Here is a 19,785-nt window from a genome sequence, read left to right as displayed (position 1 = left end):
ATGTTGGGTCCGCGCTGTTCGCGTTGGTGAAGTGATTGTTGCTTCTGTTATCCCTGACTATTATTTAGTACATCGTGGTCAGGTCTGCGATTCGAAAGGTGAATGATGGTGCATGATCAAAAAAAAATTATTTCTGCTATTAAGGCTTTTGAATGTGGTGAAATTGTCGTGGTTATGGATGACGATGACCGTGAGAACGAGGGTGATTTAATTGTTGCTGCCGTTCATTGTACAGAAGAAAAGATGGCATTCATTATACGCCATACGACGGGTATTGTTTGTGCGCCTATGCTAAGAGAAGGGGCGCAACGGCTTTATCTTTCCCCTATGGTTTCAGATAATGATTCTATGCACCGTACTCAATTTACTGTTACTGTCGATTTTAAATATGGAACGACGACAGGTATTTCGGCACAGGATCGTACGTTGACGGTTCGTAATCTTGCTAATCCCAATGCTTGTGCAAGCGATTTTGTTCGCCCGGGACATATTTTCCCTTTGATTGCGCATGAAGGGGGAGTTCTTATGCGTTCGGGTCATACCGAAGCGGCAGTTGATTTGTGTAAATTAGCTGGTTTGCCGCTGGTTGGCGTCATTGGCGAGTTGGTCAATGATGATGGTAGTGTTAAACACGGAGATGAAGTTACAAAATTTGCGCAAGATAATCAGTTACATGTAATAACGGTGGCGGATCTAATTGCTTATCGACAGCAGAAGGAAATGTTGATTAAACATATTGGAGAAGCGCACTTTGAAACATCAGTAGGAGCAGCCGTTTTTCGGAGCTACCAGCTCCCCTGGGAGGCCATTCAACATGTTGCGGTTATTTTTGGTGATATTCGCGATGGGAAGGATGTTCCTGTGTTTTTGCACCGTGAAAACATTATGAATGATATTTTTAATCAATCATCAAATATCGTGACTGTTATGGGGCGCATGATGGGAAAAGAGAGGCGTGGCGTGCTTATTTATTTACGCGAAGGGTCCGTTGGTGTTGGTTCTAAACTTTCTGTTGGCGTTCAGGGGATGGCAATAGAAGGCTCGGAGAGTCACGTGCAGGCAATTGAACGCAAAGAAAAGTGGCGCCGAATAGGCCTTGGGGCACAAATCTTGAGACATCTGGGAATTAATTCTATGATTGTTTACGCTTCAGATGAAGAACGTTATTATACAGATTTCGAAGGTTTTGGAGTTCATATATCCAGGACAGAAATTTTATGAGGGTAATATGAAGTCGGGAATAAAGAGAGAAGACATTGCGACATTGAGTTTTGAGGCGGCACTTAAGCAGCTTGAGGTGATCGTCGAGAATTTGGAGCGGGGGGATGTTCCTCTAGAGCAGTCAATTGATATTTATGAACGTGGTGAAGCTCTAAAAAAGCATTGCGATGGACTCCTGAAAGTTGCTGAAGCCAAAGTCGAAAAAATCCGACTTTCGGAAGGTGGTCTTCCGCAAGGAGTGGAGCCACTTGATTCTGAATGATATTGTTTGAGGGTATTTATCGTAATGTAAAAGGCCAAGTGATCTGGTTTATGGGGGATGAGCTTTGTAGTTTCTCTCTTCGTGAAATGGGTCGAAAGTTAGAAAAATTGTAGATAATTCCGCGTAGATAAACTATTTCGATGGCAATGTGATACACCATAAGCGAAAGCGTAGAGGGCTCATGCTGGTCGTTTCGCTTCATTTATGAGACAACATGAGGAGCTTCTCTTGTCCCAGATATTAACGCCACTACTTGATCGTGTTCATTTGCCGCAGGATTTGCGGGCACTTTCGGAGGCTGATTTGCTACAATTGGCTGATGAGTTGCGAGCTGAAACGATCGATGCTGTTTCTGTGACAGGCGGGCATCTCGGTGCTGGCCTTGGTGTCGTTGAGTTAACAATTGCGCTGCATTACGTTTTTAATACGCCTGAAGACAGGATTATCTGGGATGTTGGACATCAAGCATATCCACATAAAATTTTAACGGGCCGGAGGGATAGGATTCGTACATTACGTCAAGAGGGAGGTTTATCAGGTTTTACAAAACGGTCAGAAAGTGTGTATGATCCGTTTGGTGCAGGTCATTCCTCGACTTCTATTTCGGCCGGTCTCGGTATGGCGGTGGCTGATGCTTTAAGAGGAGAAAAAAGGCGAAGAATTGTCTCTGTAATCGGCGATGGCGCTATGTCTGCTGGTATGGCATATGAAGCAATGAATAACGCTGGCGCTTTGGATGCCCGTTTGGTTGTTATTCTTAATGACAATGATATGTCTATTGCACCTCCTACGGGGGCTATGAGGGCTCATCTTGCTAGGTTAATTTCTCATCCTTCTTACCGCAGTCTGCGTGAGCGGGTGAAGGTGTTCAGCAAAAAGTTGCCAAAATTTTTTTTGGATCAGGCTTATCGTTCAGAGGAATTCGCAAGATCTTTTTTGGTTGGGGGGACCTTATTTGATGAGCTCGGTTTTTATTACGTTGGACCCATAGATGGCCATAATTTGAACCATTTACTACCCGTTTTGAAAAATATTCGTGAATATCCTAATGGTCCTGTTCTGGTGCACGCAGTTACGCGCAAAGGAAAGGGGTACGCACCCGCTGAAGCATCATCTGACAAATACCACGGTGTTAATTGTTTTGATATTGTAACGGGAAAACAGGTTAAAGCACAAAGCAAAGCGCTTTCTTACACTAAAATATTTTCTGATGCTTTAATAGAAGAGGCTGCGCGTGATGATAAAATCATTGGTATAACGGCGGCAATGCCAAGTGGGACGGGTCTTGACGCTTTCGCTAGACAATTTCCAAACAGGATGTTTGATGTTGGCATTGCTGAACAGCATTCTGTTACTTTCGCAGCGGGGATTGCTAGTGAAGGGTATAAGCCTTTTGTTGCAATTTACTCCACATTTTTACAGCGTGCTTATGATCAAATAATTCATGATGTGTCTATACAAAAACTGCCGGTTCGTTTCGCGATTGATAGAGCGGGTTTTGTTGGTGCAGACGGTGCGACGCATGCAGGAAGTTTTGATATCGCTTTTTTAATGGTTCTCCCTGATTTTGTTGTGATGGCTCCTTCTGATGAAGTGGAGTTGATGCATATGGTGCGTACAGCAGCGGCCTATGACGAAGGGCCTATTTCTTTTCGTTATCCGCGTGGTGAAGGCACTGGTATGGATTTACCGCAGCGAGGCGAATTACTTGAGATTGGAAAGGGGCGCATTTTGCGCGAAGGAAGCAGGGTAGCTTTGGTTTGTTTTGGAACGCGGTTATCTGAAGCGTTAGCGGCAGCGAATATATTGGAAAATGAAGGGTTGTCTACGACTGTTGTTGATGCAAGGTTCGCGAAGCCTCTGGATAAAGATCTAATGTCTCGTTTAGCACGTGAGCATGAAGTATTTGTAACAATTGAAGAAGGTGCAGTGGGTGGATTTGGAGCACATTTATTACAATTTTTGGCGCAAAAAGGATTTTTAGATCATGGATTAAAGGTTCGCACGCTAAAACTTCCCGATGAATATTTGAATCACGGTCCACCGAAAAAGGTTCTTTCGCGTGTTGGACTCGATGCCATTGGTATTGTCAACACTGTGTTGTCCGCTTCAGGGAAGGAAATTCGGACGATATAGAAAGTTTAGTATGAGATGGTTGTTAAAAAACGACTTGATGTTTTTTTAGCTGAAAAAAATTTTTTTACTACACGCTCACGAGCGCGTGACGCCATTGTACGTCGAACTGTGAAAGTTGATGGCGAAATTATCGTTAAAGCCGGGTACTTCGTTTCTGATAATGCGGAAATTATAGTTTGCGATCCGGCACAGAACTACGTTTCACGTGCAGCGTTGAAATTGATCAGTGCGCTTGATACATTTCCGGTTGTAACGGACAAAGTGATCGCTATTGATATCGGTGCGTCAACGGGTGGTTTTACGCAAGTTCTCTTGGAACGTGGTGCAGCTCACGTTATCGCTATCGATGTTGGTAGTAACCAATTTGATCGACGTTTATTAGGGAACAGTGCGATCACCTTGTTGGAGGATCTCAGTGTTAGGGATTTAAAACAAGAGCATTTGGGAGGCCGAGAAATCGATCTCATAGTATCGGATGTTAGTTTTATTTCTCTTAGACTTGCGTTGCCTCCTGCTCTGTCTTTGGCTAAAGATGGAGCTCAGGCAGTTTTGTTAGTAAAACCGCAATTCGAGGTTGGTAGAGGAGGGGTCCTCGGTAAAAATGGGGTATTAAAAAATTTATCAGTAGCAGAACAAATTGCCAGAGGGATTTTTGATTGGCTGAATACTCAAACAGGGTGGACTGCGAAGGGTTTATTACCTTCGCCCATTTTAGGTGGTGATGGTAATCTGGAATTTTTGTTATTCGGGGAGAAAAAGGGGTGAGCGCTGATAATGATGTTGTAATCAACCGTATTGGAGCGGATGGACATGGTATCTTCAATATGTCGCATGGCACTATTTCGGTTCCTTTTACTTTACCAGGGGAGGTTGCAACAATTTCTCGTCGTGGGAAATATGGAAAATTGATTGCTCTCAAAAAAAAATCATCGGAACGAATCGATCCTATTTGCCGACATTTTGAGAATTGCGGAGGGTGCGCGCTTCAGCATTGGCGCGCTGACGCTTACCGCTCTTGGAAATGGCAGTTGGTTGTTGATGCGCTTAAAAAGTATAAAATCGATTCTCCTGTTCTTCCTTTAATTGAGTGCAAGCGTCACAGTCGCAGACGGATCACTTTGACAGCTCTTTCGATCAAGAATGACCGCGTTATTGGTTTTAACCGCTCTTTGTCCCATGATGTTATTGCTTTAGAAGAATGTCCAGTGACGTGCTCAGAAATTACGTCTAAACTAGATGGTATTAGAGTGCTTTGTTCTCTTATTGGAAATTATGCTGAGCGCTTTCATGTCACGGTAACATCTGTTGTAAATGGCCTAGATGTTGCTTTAAATGGGTGCGTAGTACGGGATGAGTGCATTCGCCAAAAATTAATTCACGCGGCGCTTTCTTGCGGAATTACGCGTTTATCTGTCGAAGGTGAGGTTTTTATCGAGCGAGAAAAGCCATTAGTTTATTTTGGAAATGTGGGGGTTGAATTTCCTGTTGGGGGTTTTTTGCAAGCGACTTCTGAAGCAGAAGATATCATAGGCGACATCGTTTTGTGCCACTTAAAAAAAGCAAGGAATGCTGTTGATTTGTTTTCGGGAGTTGGAACGTTCGCACTGCGTATGGCAAGAAAGATGAACGTCCACGCGGTAGAAAATGATGGGGAAGCATTAGAGAATTTAGGTCGGGCGGCACGTTTTACAGCTGGTTTAAAAAAAGTAACTTATGAAAAACGCGACCTCTTCCGTCGTCCACTTTCTGCAAATGAACTTGAGCGTTTTGATAGCGTTGTTTTTGATCCTCCGCGTGCTGGTGCAGAAAAGCAGGTGCGTGAATTGGCAAAAACGACCATTCCGCGTGTGGTAGCAGTCTCGTGTAATCCTATAACATTTGCTCGCGATTTATCTCTCCTGGTTTCTGGCGGTTATACTTTAGAAAAAGTTGTACCGATTGATCAATTTTTATGGTCACCGCACGTCGAAATCATCGCTGTCTTGAGTAGACTCAAGGTCAAAACTGGTTGGACGCTTTAGTTTTTTTGAGGGACACTAAAAAATTCTTTAATTTTGGTAAAAGCGTATCTAGCTAGCTTTGTGGAATTGCTGTTCCGCCGACCGTCATATTATTGATTCGCAGGTGAGGTTGTCCGACACCAACAGGGACATTTTGTCCAGCTTTTCCGCACATACCAATACCATTATCAAGTTTGCTATCATTACCAATCATTGTAATACGTTTCATGGCATCTGGGCCGTTTCCAATGAGGGTTGCACCTTTTATTGGCGCTACGATTTTGCCGTTTTCTACCCGATAAGCTTCAGTGCATTCAAACACGAATTTTCCAGAAGTGATATCAACTTGTCCTCCACCAAATGAAACGGCATAAATTCCGTGTTTTAGTGAGGACAAAATCTCCTCAGGTGTTTTGTCTCCTCCCAGCATCATAGTGTTGGTCATCCGTGGCATCGGTGGATATGCGTAGGATTCGCGCCGTCCATTTCCAGTTGGATCAACGCCCATAAGTCGGGCATTTAGCCTATCTTGCATAAAGTTAACAAGCCTTCCATCTTCAATTAGAACGTTACGTTTTGATGGAGTTCCTTCATCGTCGATAGTAAGTGAACCACGGCATAAGGGGATTGTACCATCATCAATTACTGTAACGCCTTTTGCTGCGATCTGCTTTCCTAAAAGTCCTGCGAAAGCAGATGTTTTTTTACGATTAAAGTCACCTTCCAAACCGTGACCTACAGCCTCATGAAGCATAACGCCAGGCCACCCGTTAGCTAGGATGACATCGAACGTTCCTGCCGGTGCTGACTCTGCTTCTAAGTTTGTCAGAGCCATACGCAAAGCTTCATCGGCAGCTTTTTTCCAATTTTCTTCATTAACAAACTGGCTGAATCCCTGCCGTCCACCACATCCATAAAAGCCATTTTCGCGTCGACCGCCTTCTGCAGCAACTACGGATACGGAAAGCCTCACGAGAGGACGAATATCACGAACGAACCACCCGTCAGCACGCAAAATTTCAACATGCTGCAGTGAACCAGAAAGGGAAGCAGAAACCTGGTGCAATCTATCATTTTTTTCACGTAAATAGGTATCGATTTTTTGTAAAATTGCGATTTTTTCTTCGAATGACGGAATGCTGAGAGGATTATGTGCTTGATAGAGTTTTTTGTTTGTTTTTTGAGGTGCTTCACTGTAGGAGCCCGTATAATTATTGTAGGCAATGGCTTTAGCTGTTTCGCTAGAGCGTTTGAGCGCAGAAACTGACAGTTCACTAGAGTGAGCGTATCCAGTAGTTTCTCCGGAAACGACACGCAGACCGAATCCCATATCTTGGTGAAATGATCCGTTTTTAAGCTGTCCATTGTCAAATAGAAGCGTTTCGCTTTCTGTGTATTCGAGGTAAAGCTCGCCATCATCAGCACGGTGCAGAGATTCTTGTACGAGTGATTGCACTTTAGATGGAGAAATATCAAAACGGTCAATCAGAGACTTCATAGCGGCTATCCTGTATTCATCTGTATAGGGGGAATTTTTGTTTACTTCGTTTGAAAATTTGTAAAATGGGAGCTTTTGGATACCTTTAGAGTCTAATTTGTATAAGTTTTACCATGTTTGTAAAGTTGCATAGGCATCCTCGAGGCCGTCAAGATCAGCGGTTCCTCCAACACCTTGTTCGGGAGTTGTAAAGATAAAATAGGTCGCAGCTTTACCTTTCAAGAAGGTTTGTAACATATCTTCTTCGAGGAGAGCTTCAGCAACACAGCTATCACCAAGACAACGTCGATACTCCATTCTTCCCACGTTTTTATCATCAATTTTTATACCAACACCAGAGCGTAATTCAACCCGAATCGGAACAAAAACGCGCATTAAGGCTCCTTGATTTTTGGGCAATTTATAAAATGTAATGCGAAGAGTAATATCATGGCGATCTTTTATATGTATATTTTGTACAACTTCGCATTGTATATTTGGTGTACCTGGCGGTAGGAAACAAACTTTCGTCCACGCACCGTAGGCTTGCGGGGTGGGGATGCTCTGAACAGCGGATGTTTGTGCGATAGCATGGATGGTGGAAATACAAAAAAATACGTAGATAGTACAAATAAAGGAAATTTTTTTTGGCAATTTACAAAATATCACAGGATACCCCACCCAATTAGCGCCGTATCTTTATATACAGATTTGCGTAAAAAACAAACTTTCGACTTAGAATTGTAGCACAAAACCAGCGTCTTCCCAAATACATTAATCCATGTGCACAAAATAAAAGAAAAATCGAAGGAAGCGGTATTTTATAGGAGACAAAATTTTTGGAATTGTTTTATTATATCCGGAGGGGTATGGTGTTTTTGTGACATGTTTTAATGGATACGTGTGAGGGAAGTGCCCTGTATATTCTCGAAAATATCATGGTGGTAATCAGTTGTTTTCATGCGCTGGAGGGGAGCTTGTGGACGACAGGGGCGGAAGAGGTTTCTGGGTGAAATGTCTGTTTCAGGAAAATTATCGGCTGTAAATGGTGGGTCAGCTCAGCAAAAATCTAGTGTGTACGATTATATCGTGTTATCGAAGCCGCGAGTTATGTCGCTTGTTGTGTTTACGGCTTTTGTTGGATTAGTTGCGTCGCCTGTTTCGATGAATCCATTGTATGGGCTTTTGGCCGTTTTGTGTATTGCTGTAGGCGGTGGCGGCGCGGGTGCACTGAATATGTGGTATGATGCTGATATTGATGCAGTGATGGAACGTACCAAAAATCGTCCTATTCCCGCTGGTAAGATCAGCTCTGGGAGGGCATTGGCTTTCGGTCTGGTTCTCTCTGTGCTTTCGGTATTGGTTATGGGGAGCTTTATTAATTGGATTGCGGCGTTTATCCTTGCGTTTACAATTTTCTTTTATGTCGTGATTTATACAATTTGGTTAAAGCGAGCGACGCCGCAAAATATCGTCATAGGTGGTGCGGCTGGTGCTTTTCCGCCCATGATCGGGTGGGCTGCGGCAACGGGTACAGTGAGTATGGACAGCTTCCTGTTGTTTTTGATTATCTTTATGTGGACTCCGCCACATTTTTGGTCTCTTTCCTTATTTTCAGCTCTCGATTACAGTGCTGCAGGCATTCCTATGATGTCCAATGCTCGGGGCGAGCATTCCACAAAAAAACATATCTTATTTTATACTATTCTTATGGCGGTATGCGTCGTTTTTCCTATCATTACTGGTTTTGCGGGTGCTCTTTATGCTATTTTTTCAACAATTTTGAGTGCTATCTTTGTCTATCTTGCTTACCGTTTGTGGAAAGCTGATGCGCGAGATGAAACTATTTTTATGGCAAAGAAAATGTTTTTCTTTTCGCTATTTTATTTGGCTGCTATATTTGGGGTACTTCTGATTGAATCTCTTGTTTGGTGTCTTACTGTCATCTAGTGCGATGGGATTGAGGATAAAATTTAAAATGGCTTTAACTAGATGAGATATTGGGGCGTATCGCTGTCACAGGGGATAGTTTTCTTGGCTTTCTTCTTCGCGTTGTTTTTCGGAGCGTGTGGCGGCTCGTTGGGTGTATGGTTGGGGCTGTAAATATTGAGGGTATTTTATGTCTGTGCTTCCTCCTCTAACGATACGCCTTTGCGTTCCGCGCGGGTTTTGCGCGGGGGTTGATCGTGCTATTCAGATTGTTCTCCTTGCACTGAAAAAATACGGTCCCCCGGTGTATGTGCGCCACGAGATTGTGCACAACCGCTACGTGGTTGAAGGGTTGCGACAACGGGGGGCCATCTTCGTGGAAGAGCTTGATGAGATTCCGGAAGAGCATCGCGGTCAGCCCGTTGTATTTTCCGCTCATGGTGTACCAAAGTCAATACCGGAAGAGGCTCAGCGCTATAATCTGTTTTATCTTGATGCGACATGTCCGTTGGTCTCTAAAGTTCATAAACAGGCGATTCGGCATCAGCGTTATGGCCGCCACGTTATCTTAGTTGGCCATTCTGGTCATCCTGAAGTGATAGGTACAATGGGGCAGCTTGAAAAGGGCGCCATTACGTTAATCGAAACAGTAGAAGATGCGTTGCATTATCAGCCAGATGATCCAGATAAATTGGGATTTGTTACGCAAACAACACTTTCTATTGAGGATACGGCAGAGATTCTTGGTGTGTTACAAAGACGCTTTCCTATGCTGCAAGCGCCAACTGCAGAGTCAATTTGCTATGCTACTACGAATCGTCAGAATGCTGTCAAAGCAGCTGCATTGGGGAGCGATTTATTTTTAATCGTTGGTGCACCGAACTCTTCTAATTCACGGCGTTTGGTGGAGGTTGCTGAGAAGTTTGGGGCACGGCAGCCTGTTTTGGTTCAGAGGGCCGATGAAATCGATTTTGATTGCCTGGGTCCTCTTTCTGTTGTGGGCCTTTCTGCGGGGGCATCTGCTCCTGAAATCATTGTAGATGAAATCATTTCAGCTTTTCGTGACCGCTACGATGTTAAGATAGAGCTAGCTGAAACTGTCCTAGAAATGGAAACGTTTCTTGTAAATCGCGAATTACGCGATGTTATTTTAACTCCCCAAGATATGGCGTTTGTTAATGGTAAAGCTGAGGCAATAAAAAGCGAGAATCAGGGTGCTCATGTATCTACAATGAAAGCGAGATAATGGCGGTTTATACAGACATTCATCCAAATGATTTAAGGTCGTTTTTGACGCGTTACTCGATAGGCTTGCTTGTATCTTATCAAGGTATAGCGGAGGGTATCGAAAATACTAATTTTATGCTGCAGACAACAACGGGAAAATTTATTCTAACACTTTATGAAAAGCGTATTTCGAGAGACGATTTACCCTTTTTTTGTAATCTTATGCAGCACTTAGGGAAGCGTGGGATTCCGTGTCCTACACCAATAATTCAGAATGATGGGACGATCATCGGTGAATTAGCAGAACGTCCTGCTGCCATCATTACTTTTTTGGAAGGGATGTGGGTGCGCCATCCCAGTGAGCATCACTGCCGTGAAGTGGGCAGAGGCTTAGCGAAGTTGCACTTAGCAGGACAGGATTTTTCATTTAGTCGTAAGAATATCCTTTCTTTTGCGGATTGGAAACCATTATGGAAAAGTTGCCAAACGACGGAAAATACTCTGCTTGACGAGTTTGGAGAAAAGATTGATACAGAGTTGACTTTTTTAGAAAAGAATTGGCCATCTGATTTGCCGGAAGGCATCATTCACGCTGATTTATTTAATGATAATGTGCTTTTTTTGAACCACCGTTTATCTGGAATCATAGATTTTTATTTTTCTTGTAATGATTTTCTTGCCTACGATTTGGCTATTTGTTTGAATGCTTGGTGTTTCGAGAATGATGACTCTTATAATTTCATCAAGGCACGTAGCTTATTGGAAAGCTACCAGGAAATCAGGCCACTAGAATCTTTAGAACTGGATGCACTCGCCCTTTTGGCACGCGGTGCGGCTTTGCGCTTTTTGCTTACACGTCTTTATGATTGGTTTCATACACCATCTGAAAGTTTTGTAGTAAAGAAAAATCCACGAGAATATTGGCATAGGCTTTGCTTTTTTGGTAATGCATGTTCATTGAGTGATTTAGGTTTTTAATTTTATGTTAGCTCAACAAAAGGTCGTTGAAATTTATACAGATGGTGCTTGTTCGGGTAATCCTGGCATTGGAGGGTGGGGGGCGGTTTTGTGCTGGAATGGTTATGAGCGGGAGCTATATGGTGGAAAAGAACGCACAACCAATAATCAAATGGAATTAATGGCAGCGATTTGTGCGCTGAATAAACTTAAAGAATCTTGTTCGGTCGATATCTACACAGATTCAGCTTACGTCAGCAACGGTATATCAAGGTGGCTTGATGTATGGAAAAAGAATAATTGGCGTACTTCATTAAAAGAGCCTGTTAAAAATATGGAATTATGGCAGGCCCTTGAGGATGTTTGTTCTCGTCACACTGTTAGGTGGCACTGGGTAAAAGGGCATTCTGGCCACCCAGGTAACGAACGTGCGGATGCGCTTGCGCGCAAAGCGATTACCGAGTACCGTAAAAATGGATGTTTTTCAGTGTAACTCAAGTTTAACAGTTCCTTCTATTATATCATCACAGGGGTGGTGTGTTGGCCTGTGGTGTGCGGAGTTTGAACGTTCCACTAAAGGCGCGTTCGTTAAAGGAAATTACGTAAAAAACTGTTTGATTTTTTCTGTTTTGTGTAGAGAAGACGGGGGCTCTGAAGAGTGTATACTCTGCGTTGTCGTTTATTTTTTTCGCTGGTCCAATCTGCATTTCTCCTCCATCTAAAAATAGAGATGAGGGTGTGGTTTTTTTGTTATTCCGTATTTTTATGAAAAGGGCGTTTACATTCATTGTAGCGTTTATCTCAAATTCGTGATTTGCTGCATCGGGAAGAGAGGATTGAGCGTCTTTTAGCAAAGATACGGGAAGGTGTTCATTTTTTGAAACAGACGGTGAAAAATTAAAGTGAAGGGTAAGCGGAATGCAGATTTCGTTGCATAGTCCAAGAGTTAAAAAACCGCTTAGATTCTTGCTTGAGTTTGAAACGCGAAATGGAAACATAACCCTATTTTCATAGCCGAACGACCAATCATCTTCTGTTTCATAAAGTTTTGGTACGGGATAGAATATTTCATAAAAGACTTTTTGGTCAAAACTAAAAGATGGCGCCATCCCTGAATTCCCCGGATTCCGCCAGTAAGTTTTCCATCCTGGTTTCAGTACAATTTCAATAACACCGTCGCGGGATCCAGAGGGAGATGGTTTTGTCGCTGCTAGTCTGATACGGCCACCAGCTGCTTCATACCAAGGTGTTGCAAAAAGGTACGATTTTTGCTTTGCTTGGGTATTAGCGGAGAAAATAACCAATCCTAAAAACACGAAAACTGCGCTCGAATTGACAAAAAATTCTCTACGGAAGGAGGAGAAAACGCTTTTTGCGTTTGCGAATATTTGGATTTTTCTCATTTGAGCTTTATGTTTCTGTATTAATCGAACTCTAAATGTAAATTACGGAGGATAATAGTCTGATGAATCAGTGCGGTGGCTTCCTGAGCGGACAATTACTTATAGCAATGCCCGGAATGAATGACAAATGTTTTATTCGTTCGGTTATTTACATTTGCGCACACTCTGACGCCGGCGCCATGGGAATTATCCTTAATCAGCCGCATCACATCGATTTCCCAGACCTTTTGTTTCACATAGGCGTAATACAGGAAAAGCAAAAAACACACCTACCCGAGCCAATAAAGAAGTTCCCCGTACGCTACGGCGGCCCTGTCGAACCCTCCCGCGGCTTTGTTCTCCATTCAGACGATTATATTTGCGAGGAAACCATCCCTGTTACAGACAAAATCTGCTTCACCACAACCATCGACATACTAAAGGCGATCAGTCGCGAACAAGGCCCACAACGTGCACTCATCGCACTAGGCTACACCGGGTGGAAAGCGGGGCAGCTCGAGGCAGAAATCTCCGCTAACAGCTGGCTCATCAGCCACACATCACAGAATTTCCTCTTCGAGGGGAATCTAGATCATAAATATGATAAAAGTTTGATCCGCATGGGAATTAATCCGACCTGCCTTGTTTCTGAAGTTGGTCACGCATAGCGATTTCCGTTTATGATTTATGTTTATTTTCAATATGTTAATTAGATACTTTTTTATGTTTTTATTTTATAAGGAAAATGATTTTGGACGAGAGTCATTAATTCTTCGAGGGCGATTGGTTTTGTGACGAGCGTACTTTGAACGTATTTACATCCTTCTTCGTTCAAGAAGATCGCTTCTTTTTCATTTTCGACACCTTCTGCGATGATCTGGAGATTAAGATTTGTTGCTATGTTGATGATAGACTTAAGAACAAGTTTTTTCTTAGGCGAGGTGATTGAAATGATAGAACGGTCCAGTTTTACCGTATCGAATGGATAACAGATGAGATAGGAAAGTGATGAATAACCTGTTCCAAAATTATCCAGCGCAAGATTTATTCCCAGTGCTTTAATTTGTTCGAGAAAATACGCTGATTGTTCAGGATTTTTTCTCAGAACAGATTCAGATACTTCTACCATCAAACGTCCTTTATCGATCGGGTGGCGAAGCAAGGTGGAGCGTAGCTGACTTATAAAGCTTGGATGAATCATCTCTGGACTTGGCAAATTGATAGAAATAAAAAAGAACCGCTGAGAAAATTTTTCTTGTATATTTCTAAGGTCAGCAACGGCATTGTCTATGACAAATTGTGCTAAATTTGTCACCAGTTGCTCATTTTCTACTGTTTCGATAAAATCATAAATGTTTAAATTTCCGTAATTTGGGTGATGCCATTCTATGATTGTTTCAAATCCAATGACTTGTCCATCTGATAAACTCAGGATTGGGTGGTAGAGGATCTTTATTTGGTTGCGTTTTATAGCATGATGGATATCTTTCTCCATGCTGTTATGCTCGAGTCCCAAGGTGCGAAAACTAGGACGAAAAGGCTCGATGCGATTCCCTCCCATTTGTTTAGCGTGGATCATTGCTAATTCACTGTCACGAAAAATATTTTCAGCTGTTGATCTGCTTTCACTCCATGTAACCAATCCGATCGATGTTGAGAGCGTTATTTTTTTTTCTGAAAGTGAGATGGGTGCTGAGATTGTTTTATGTAAGTTCTCTGCAAATGCTGCAATTTTTTGTGGTTCGGTTTCACTTAACAAAATGATTGCGAAACGATCTGCAGAAAGACGTGACAAGGTGTCCTGAAAATTAATGAGGCGACTTAAACGGCGTGCAATTATGAGCAAAACGGTGTCGCCGATAGCTATGCCCAATTTGTGATTAATTTGACAAAAATTATCAAAATCAATCATAAAAACTGTTGGCCTGATTTTAATATTTGCTTTTGCTAAAGAGGTATAACTTTGTAATCTATCGAAGAAAATTTGTTTATTAAGAAGTCCCGTTAAACTGTCATGGATAGAGTCGTGTAATAGGCGTTCTTCGGCTTTTTTATGGTTTGTGATATTGACAATGGTTCCAATGATGCGAGTGATTTTTCCATCTTTTTGCATAGCAGGGCGTGCGCGAAGAGAAAACCACTGATAGTAGCCACCACCGGAAGAAAGACGAAAAATTTGGTCAATGCGTCCTTTTTTATTTTTAAGTATGATGTCTAATATTGACCGAAAGCGCTCACGGTCGTCGTAATGCAAAGCTGAAATCCAGCTGCTCATGGTGCTATTGAGTTTGCAAGTCTCAGTTCCAAATAGGGTTGCCATATCTGGATGAACGATAATTTTGTCACGTTCAACATTCCAGTCCCAAATGATATCTCCAGCCCCCCTTGCTGCAAGCGCTTGCTGTTCAAGATCTGAAAATATTCCTTCGTGGAAAGCGTCATTGGAAAAAGTTTGCTGCATGACAGTAAAGCTGATAAGGAGAACGATAAGCACTAGTCCTCCAGCTAAGGCCGGTTGAATGATATCATTATTCAAGTATCCTGCTATGCAGGCGTATGCTCCAAGGCACCAGAAGCTGATTAGCAGCCATGTCGGGATAAGCATGATCGCGCGATCATAGTGCCGGACTGAAAGGTAACCAATTAAGAGTATACCAATTATGGTTATAAGACCAAACGACAAACGTGCAATTCCAGCGGCTCTAGTTGGATCATAAATAGCAAGCGCTCCCAGGATGCAGAGAGCTATAGTCCAGGCAATCGCACCATAACTGAAACGATAGTGCCAGCGATTAAGGTGCAGATAAGTAAAAAGAAAGATGAAGAGCGTGGTGGAAAGGGCTACTTCTGTGCTTGCGCGCCAAAATGGCTGCATCGCCGGTGTGATAGCAAGGAGTTTATCCAAAAAATTGAAGTCGATTCCGATATAAAAGAGAACAGCCCAGGCAACAGCGGCTGTTGCAGGAAAAAGACCTATTCCACGAACGACAAAGAGAACAGTTAGCAAGAGTGCCAAGAGTCCTGATACACCGAGAAGGATACCATGATAGAGTGTGTAAGAATTTATGGCATCTTTATAAGCTTCTGGCTTCCACAAATAAATTTGTGGTAGAGTTTCAGAATTAAGCTCAGCAATAAATGTAACGACAGCACCAGGATTAAGTGTGATGCGAAAGATATCTGAACTCGCGCTGGCTTGGCGGTCAAGAGAAAAGCCTTCACTCGGGGTGATAGATTGAATTCTAGCCGATCCTAAATCTGGCCAAAGAAAGCCTGAGTGGGCCATACGATAATGAGGTGCGACGATGAGACGGTCAACTTGCTCGTTTGTTGGGTTTGCGAGGGAGAATACTGCCCAGTTTCCGGAAAATTTTTTACTTTTAGCCTGCACTTCAATGCGCCATACGATACCGTCTGGTCCGGGCGCTGTACTCGTCTGAAATATAGAGCTGTTTGTATGGTGAATTTCGACTGCTTTTGAAAGGTCAAGGGCAGTATCTTGTGAAGAAATTTGGATTGGCTCAATTGCTTGCGCAAAGGTGATATAGATTAAAGAGCTAACAATTATAATAAAAATGGTATGAATTAGCCTACGTAAATTCTTCACAATGTGTCACTCTCTGTATTTTTGTCTGTTTAACTTTTACTTAGATTTTTAGAAAATACATCCACTTTTTGCAATTTATTTTGTGTAACCACGTAGCTATCATTTTCTTATGAGAGAATCGTACGATACTATATTAAGTGTAAATTGGGTGTTTGATAAGCGCGATGAGGCCTGAACCAATAAATCTTATATTCGCGGAGGGAGAAATAGAACCGTTAATTCCTAAATATTCACAAATATACATTTTCTCATAAATTTATCTATTATGTGCAATTTTGATAATCTTTTATGCTCTTCGGAGGAGTATTTCGCGAACTTATTTGGTGAAAAAAGTTTCTGTAATGAGTTTCTAAGAGAATTACTATGTGTCGTGAAGACTCTTTTATGGATGTCCGCGTTAGATGCAGGGTGTGCATTAAAGTATTTAGGAGGTACTGCATTCAGTTTCGCTTTATCTTTGTATTGCGCGAGAGAGCTGATGTTAAATCGTCGAAATTCATGAGGGGGCCAACAGGTCCGACAGCCGCTAGTGTTGGGATGGAGTTAATAAAGAGATGATTGGCTAAATCGGCCAGTTTTTTTGGTGTTATGAGCTCCAGACATTCTATTATCTCAGATATTGGGATCAATCTACCATAGAGAAGAATTTGTCGAGCAATGAGGTGTGCTTTGCTGGATGGGTTTTCTTGTGACATTATGAGATTTGCACGATATTGCGCTTGTGCGCGTTGGAGTTCATTAGTGTGGATATTTTTTCCAGGTTTAGATATCTCATCAAGAATTACAGGTAGCAATTCTTTTAGTCTTTCTTGTCCGGTGGCGGCATGAATGCCAAAGAGTCCAGTATCTGAAAAACCCCAGTGGAAAGCATAGATAGAATAGCATAGTCCACGTTTTTCTCTTATTTCCTGAAAAAGACGCGACGACATGCCACCGCCAAGAATAATTGAAAGAATTTGGGCAGCATAAAAATCATGTGTGTGATGAGCATAACCCTCAAAACCAAGAACGACTTGTGTGTCTGCCAAATCCCGATATTCACGAAAATCACCACCGACATAATTGGCAAGACTAGAAAAGGATTCCGTCGGATGGGAGCGAAAAGCGCTGAGACGACTTTCGATTTCTCTAAGAAATTCTTCGTGTTGTACGGCACCTGTAGCGACCACTATCATACGATCCGCGCTGTATTGTTTGTTCATGAAATCATGAAGGTCAGAAGATGTAAATGATTGAACTGTTTTGGGTGTCCCTAAAACGGAGCGACCAATGGATTGATGACGAAAGGCAGTTTCAGTGAAATGATCAAAAACAATATCGTCGGGGGTATCACGGGAAGCACCAATTTCCTGGAAGATTACTTGTTTTTCTCGTTCTAGTTCACCTTCATCAAATTTTGAATGCATTAAAATGTCAGCCAAAATATCAACAGCGAGCGGGACATCATTTTTGAGTACACGCGCGAAATAAGCCGTTATTTCAGTGCTTGTTGTGGCGTTAATTTCCCCTCCTACATCTTCAATATCGGCTGCGATTTGAAAAGCTGTGCGATTTTCTGTCCCCTTAAAGATCATATGCTCAAGAAGATGGGCAATACCATGTTGTGAGAAAGATTCACTGCGTGAGCCGACTTTAACCCATACACCAAGTACTACACTGTCGATTTGTTGCATTGTGTGCGTGGCGATAGTCAAGCCGTTGCTGAGATGACTGATATTTACGCTCATATTTATAACCCCATCATATAATCCAGAAGCTCTATTGTAATAGCACCGGAAGTCTTTTAATTCGCATAACGCAACAAATCTCAGTGAGATGTACGCGATTTTGAAGAAATGTAATCTTTTATTATTTTTTCATCATTAGCAAGACTCACAAAGTGCTCTTTACGTTCCATTAAATCGTTCAGGCAAGGTGGATGCGGCGGACAAGCGCCACAGGCATTTTGGATTGTACCAGGAAATTTTGCAGGATGAGCGGTGGCGAGAGCTATCATCGGAATATGCGGTTTCTTGTTCTCTCGCGCGACCTTAAGAGCAACGGCTGTGTGCGGATCAACGAGGTAACCATTTTCATTGTAAATGTTATTAATCGTTTGTGCTGTTTCGGAGATATTACTTTTTCCAGCGGAAAACAGGGAGCGAATATCTTTAAGCTGTTTTTCATCAAGGCTAAAACGTCCTGATCTTTTCAAGTTTTTCATTGCATTACGAATTCGCGTGGGATCACGGCCTCCGCTTTCGAATAATAGGCGTTCAAAATTGGAAGAGATTTGAATGTCCATGGAGGGTGATGTTGTATGAGTTATGGGGCGTATTTCATACGTGCCGCTAGTTAATGTGCGTGCAAGGATGTCGTTATCGTTTGTTGCAATTACCAGTTGCGCGATGGGCAATCCCATACGAGCAGCTACGTAACCTGCAAAAATATTGCCAAAATTCCCTGTGGGAACGGCAAATGAGATGGCCCTATCTGGGGCACCTAAAGAGAGTGCAGATGAAAAATAATAGACAATCTGTGCCATGATTCGTGCCCAATTTATAGAATTAACTCCTGAAAGTGCTCTTTTTTGGCGAAAATCATGATCATTGAATATTGCTTTGACGAGTGCTTGGCAATCATCGAAATTTCCTTCTACGGCTATGACGTGAATATTTTCACTTTTATTTGTTGTCATTTGTCGCTGCTGAATGGGTGATATACGCCCTTTGGGGAATAGAATAAAAAGGTCCGCGCGTTCTTTTCCAGCAAAAGCTTGCACTGCAGCTCCTCCTGTATCTCCCGACGTAGCTCCAATAATCGTTGCACATGTATTTTTTTTGGTAAGAATGTAGTCCATCAGTTTGGAAAGAAACTGCATTGCAATATCTTTGAATGCTAAAGTAGGACCATGAAAAAGTTCGAGAATGAATTCGTCAGGGCCAGTTTGCAGTAGCGGACAGATTGCTGGGTGATGAAAGGCAGTGTAGGATTCGGTTATTATCGTCTCGAAAGATGTGTACTCGACCTCATTATCTACAAAGGGCCAAAGGACGGTTTTGGCGATTGTTGCGTAAGGCTGTCCACGGAGAGCGCGCAATGCGTCCGGTGATAAGCGGGGGAATTTTTCCGGAAGATAAAGACCACCATCACTCGCTAATCCGGACATGACGGTTTCGATAAACCTTAAAGCAGGGGCCTCGCCCCTCGTGCTGATGTACTTCATATATTTTTTCTCTCACTTTATTTTTGGAAAACTAACAAAACATTTTCCCCATACGCTCAACAATATTGAATTGATTCAGTGAACAGGAATCCACATCTGCTTATTTAGTACTGACTTCTATAACTCTCCTTATTCGATTAGATTGTTTTAACAATGATATAACAAGGCACCATTTTGCGAAGCCTCTATACTACAGATTTTTGGCTGTTATGTTGTTGCTTTGGTTGACAATTTACTGAAAAAAACACCTTCCCCACGCTCATAATTCGGGTGAAGAACCAACACGCCGGGCGTCACTTCAACGACGCTACGCCACAACACTTATGTGCCTGATAAAAGCCTGTCTATATGGGAAACCATTGTAGACTATGTGTTTTCGGAT

Annotated in this window: 16 protein-coding genes; 10 read left to right on the top strand and 6 right to left on the bottom strand. The window is 42.4% G+C overall.

The genetic code is table 11. The annotated features are described in order from the left end of the window. Positions 1-105 precede the first annotated feature (105 nt). The 5 genes from ribB to WCP75_RS00790 all read left to right on the top strand — a co-directional run bounded on the left by ribB (position 106) and on the right by WCP75_RS00790 (position 5,640). Positions 106-1,221, top strand: a complete 1,116-nt coding sequence (gene ribB / locus WCP75_RS00810) for a 3,4-dihydroxy-2-butanone-4-phosphate synthase (RefSeq protein ID WP_336276356.1) — start codon at positions 106-108, stop codon at positions 1,219-1,221. Positions 1,222-1,228: 7 nt separating this feature from the next. Beyond that, the gene (locus tag WCP75_RS00805) at positions 1,229-1,483 is read left to right on the top strand and encodes an exodeoxyribonuclease VII small subunit (RefSeq protein WP_336276355.1); all 255 of its coding nucleotides are present in this window, start codon (positions 1,229-1,231) and stop codon (positions 1,481-1,483) included. Positions 1,484-1,711: 228 nt separating this feature from the next. Continuing rightward, entirely contained in the window at positions 1,712-3,619 is a 1,908-nt protein-coding gene (gene dxs, locus WCP75_RS00800) for a 1-deoxy-D-xylulose-5-phosphate synthase (RefSeq protein ID WP_336276354.1), read from the top strand. Between the two features lie 15 nt (positions 3,620-3,634). Beyond that, complete coding sequence (locus WCP75_RS00795; RefSeq protein ID WP_336276353.1) at positions 3,635-4,384, top strand: TlyA family RNA methyltransferase; 750 nt, start codon at positions 3,635-3,637, stop codon at positions 4,382-4,384. A gap of 59 nt (positions 4,385-4,443) precedes the next feature. Beyond that, positions 4,444-5,640, top strand: coding sequence for a class I SAM-dependent RNA methyltransferase (locus WCP75_RS00790; RefSeq protein WP_336276441.1), 1,197 nt, complete (start codon positions 4,444-4,446; stop codon positions 5,638-5,640). A 52-nt stretch (positions 5,641-5,692) separates the two neighbouring features. Here the strand turns inward: WCP75_RS00790 and tldD are convergent, their stop codons facing one another. Both tldD and WCP75_RS00780 read right to left on the bottom strand, forming a co-directional pair. Next, positions 5,693-7,117 carry a metalloprotease TldD gene (gene tldD / locus WCP75_RS00785; protein WP_336276352.1) on the bottom strand — a complete coding sequence of 475 codons (1,425 nt, stop codon included), beginning with the start codon at positions 7,115-7,117 and terminating at the stop codon, positions 5,693-5,695. A gap of 108 nt (positions 7,118-7,225) precedes the next feature. Beyond that, positions 7,226-7,765: an invasion associated locus B family protein gene (locus WCP75_RS00780; protein WP_336276351.1), complete on the bottom strand. Its 540-nt coding sequence runs from the start codon at positions 7,763-7,765 to the stop codon at positions 7,226-7,228. Between the two features lie 345 nt (positions 7,766-8,110). Between WCP75_RS00780 and cyoE the strand changes: the two genes are divergently transcribed. The 4 genes from cyoE to rnhA all read left to right on the top strand — a co-directional run bounded on the left by cyoE (position 8,111) and on the right by rnhA (position 11,702). After that, positions 8,111-9,046 (top strand): heme o synthase, encoded by a 936-nt coding sequence (gene cyoE / locus WCP75_RS00775; RefSeq protein ID WP_336276440.1) that lies wholly within the window; start codon positions 8,111-8,113, stop codon positions 9,044-9,046. Positions 9,047-9,215: 169 nt separating this feature from the next. Continuing rightward, positions 9,216-10,271, top strand: a complete 1,056-nt coding sequence (ispH, locus tag WCP75_RS00770) for a 4-hydroxy-3-methylbut-2-enyl diphosphate reductase (RefSeq protein WP_336276350.1) — start codon at positions 9,216-9,218, stop codon at positions 10,269-10,271. Beyond that, positions 10,271-11,230, top strand: a complete 960-nt coding sequence (locus WCP75_RS00765) for a homoserine kinase (protein WP_336276349.1) — start codon at positions 10,271-10,273, stop codon at positions 11,228-11,230. The genes ispH and WCP75_RS00765 overlap by 1 nt, the downstream gene beginning before the upstream one ends. A 4-nt stretch (positions 11,231-11,234) precedes the next feature. Then, a complete protein-coding gene (rnhA, locus tag WCP75_RS00760; protein ID WP_336276348.1) occupies positions 11,235-11,702 on the top strand; it encodes a ribonuclease HI in 468 nt (155 codons plus the stop codon). A 31-nt stretch (positions 11,703-11,733) separates the two neighbouring features. Here the strand turns inward: rnhA and WCP75_RS00755 are convergent, their stop codons facing one another. Continuing rightward, on the bottom strand, positions 11,734-12,612 hold the full coding sequence (locus WCP75_RS00755; protein ID WP_336276347.1) for a protein-disulfide reductase DsbD domain-containing protein: 879 nt from the start codon (positions 12,610-12,612) through the stop codon (positions 11,734-11,736). Positions 12,613-12,674: 62 nt separating this feature from the next. Between WCP75_RS00755 and WCP75_RS00750 the strand changes: the two genes are divergently transcribed. After that, positions 12,675-13,259: a YqgE/AlgH family protein gene (locus WCP75_RS00750; RefSeq protein ID WP_336276346.1), complete on the top strand. Its 585-nt coding sequence runs from the start codon at positions 12,675-12,677 to the stop codon at positions 13,257-13,259. A gap of 53 nt (positions 13,260-13,312) precedes the next feature. Here the strand turns inward: WCP75_RS00750 and WCP75_RS00745 are convergent, their stop codons facing one another. From WCP75_RS00745 to thrC, 3 genes are all read right to left on the bottom strand, one after another. Further along, positions 13,313-16,198, bottom strand: a complete 2,886-nt coding sequence (locus tag WCP75_RS00745; protein WP_336276345.1) for an EAL domain-containing protein — start codon at positions 16,196-16,198, stop codon at positions 13,313-13,315. A 440-nt stretch (positions 16,199-16,638) separates the two neighbouring features. After that, a complete protein-coding gene (locus WCP75_RS00740) occupies positions 16,639-17,925 on the bottom strand; it encodes a M16 family metallopeptidase (protein WP_336276344.1) in 1,287 nt (428 codons plus the stop codon). 80 nt (positions 17,926-18,005) lie between these two features. Next, on the bottom strand, positions 18,006-19,403 hold the full coding sequence (thrC, locus tag WCP75_RS00735; protein WP_336276343.1) for a threonine synthase: 1,398 nt from the start codon (positions 19,401-19,403) through the stop codon (positions 18,006-18,008). Between the last annotated feature and the right edge of the window lie 382 nt (positions 19,404-19,785).

This window comes from Bartonella numerosa, assembly GCF_037070845.1.
GTDB lineage: Bacteria > Pseudomonadota > Alphaproteobacteria > Rhizobiales > Rhizobiaceae > Bartonella.
Note: the sequence above shows the minus strand (reverse complement) of the source record. Positions and strands in the feature narration are given on the sequence as shown.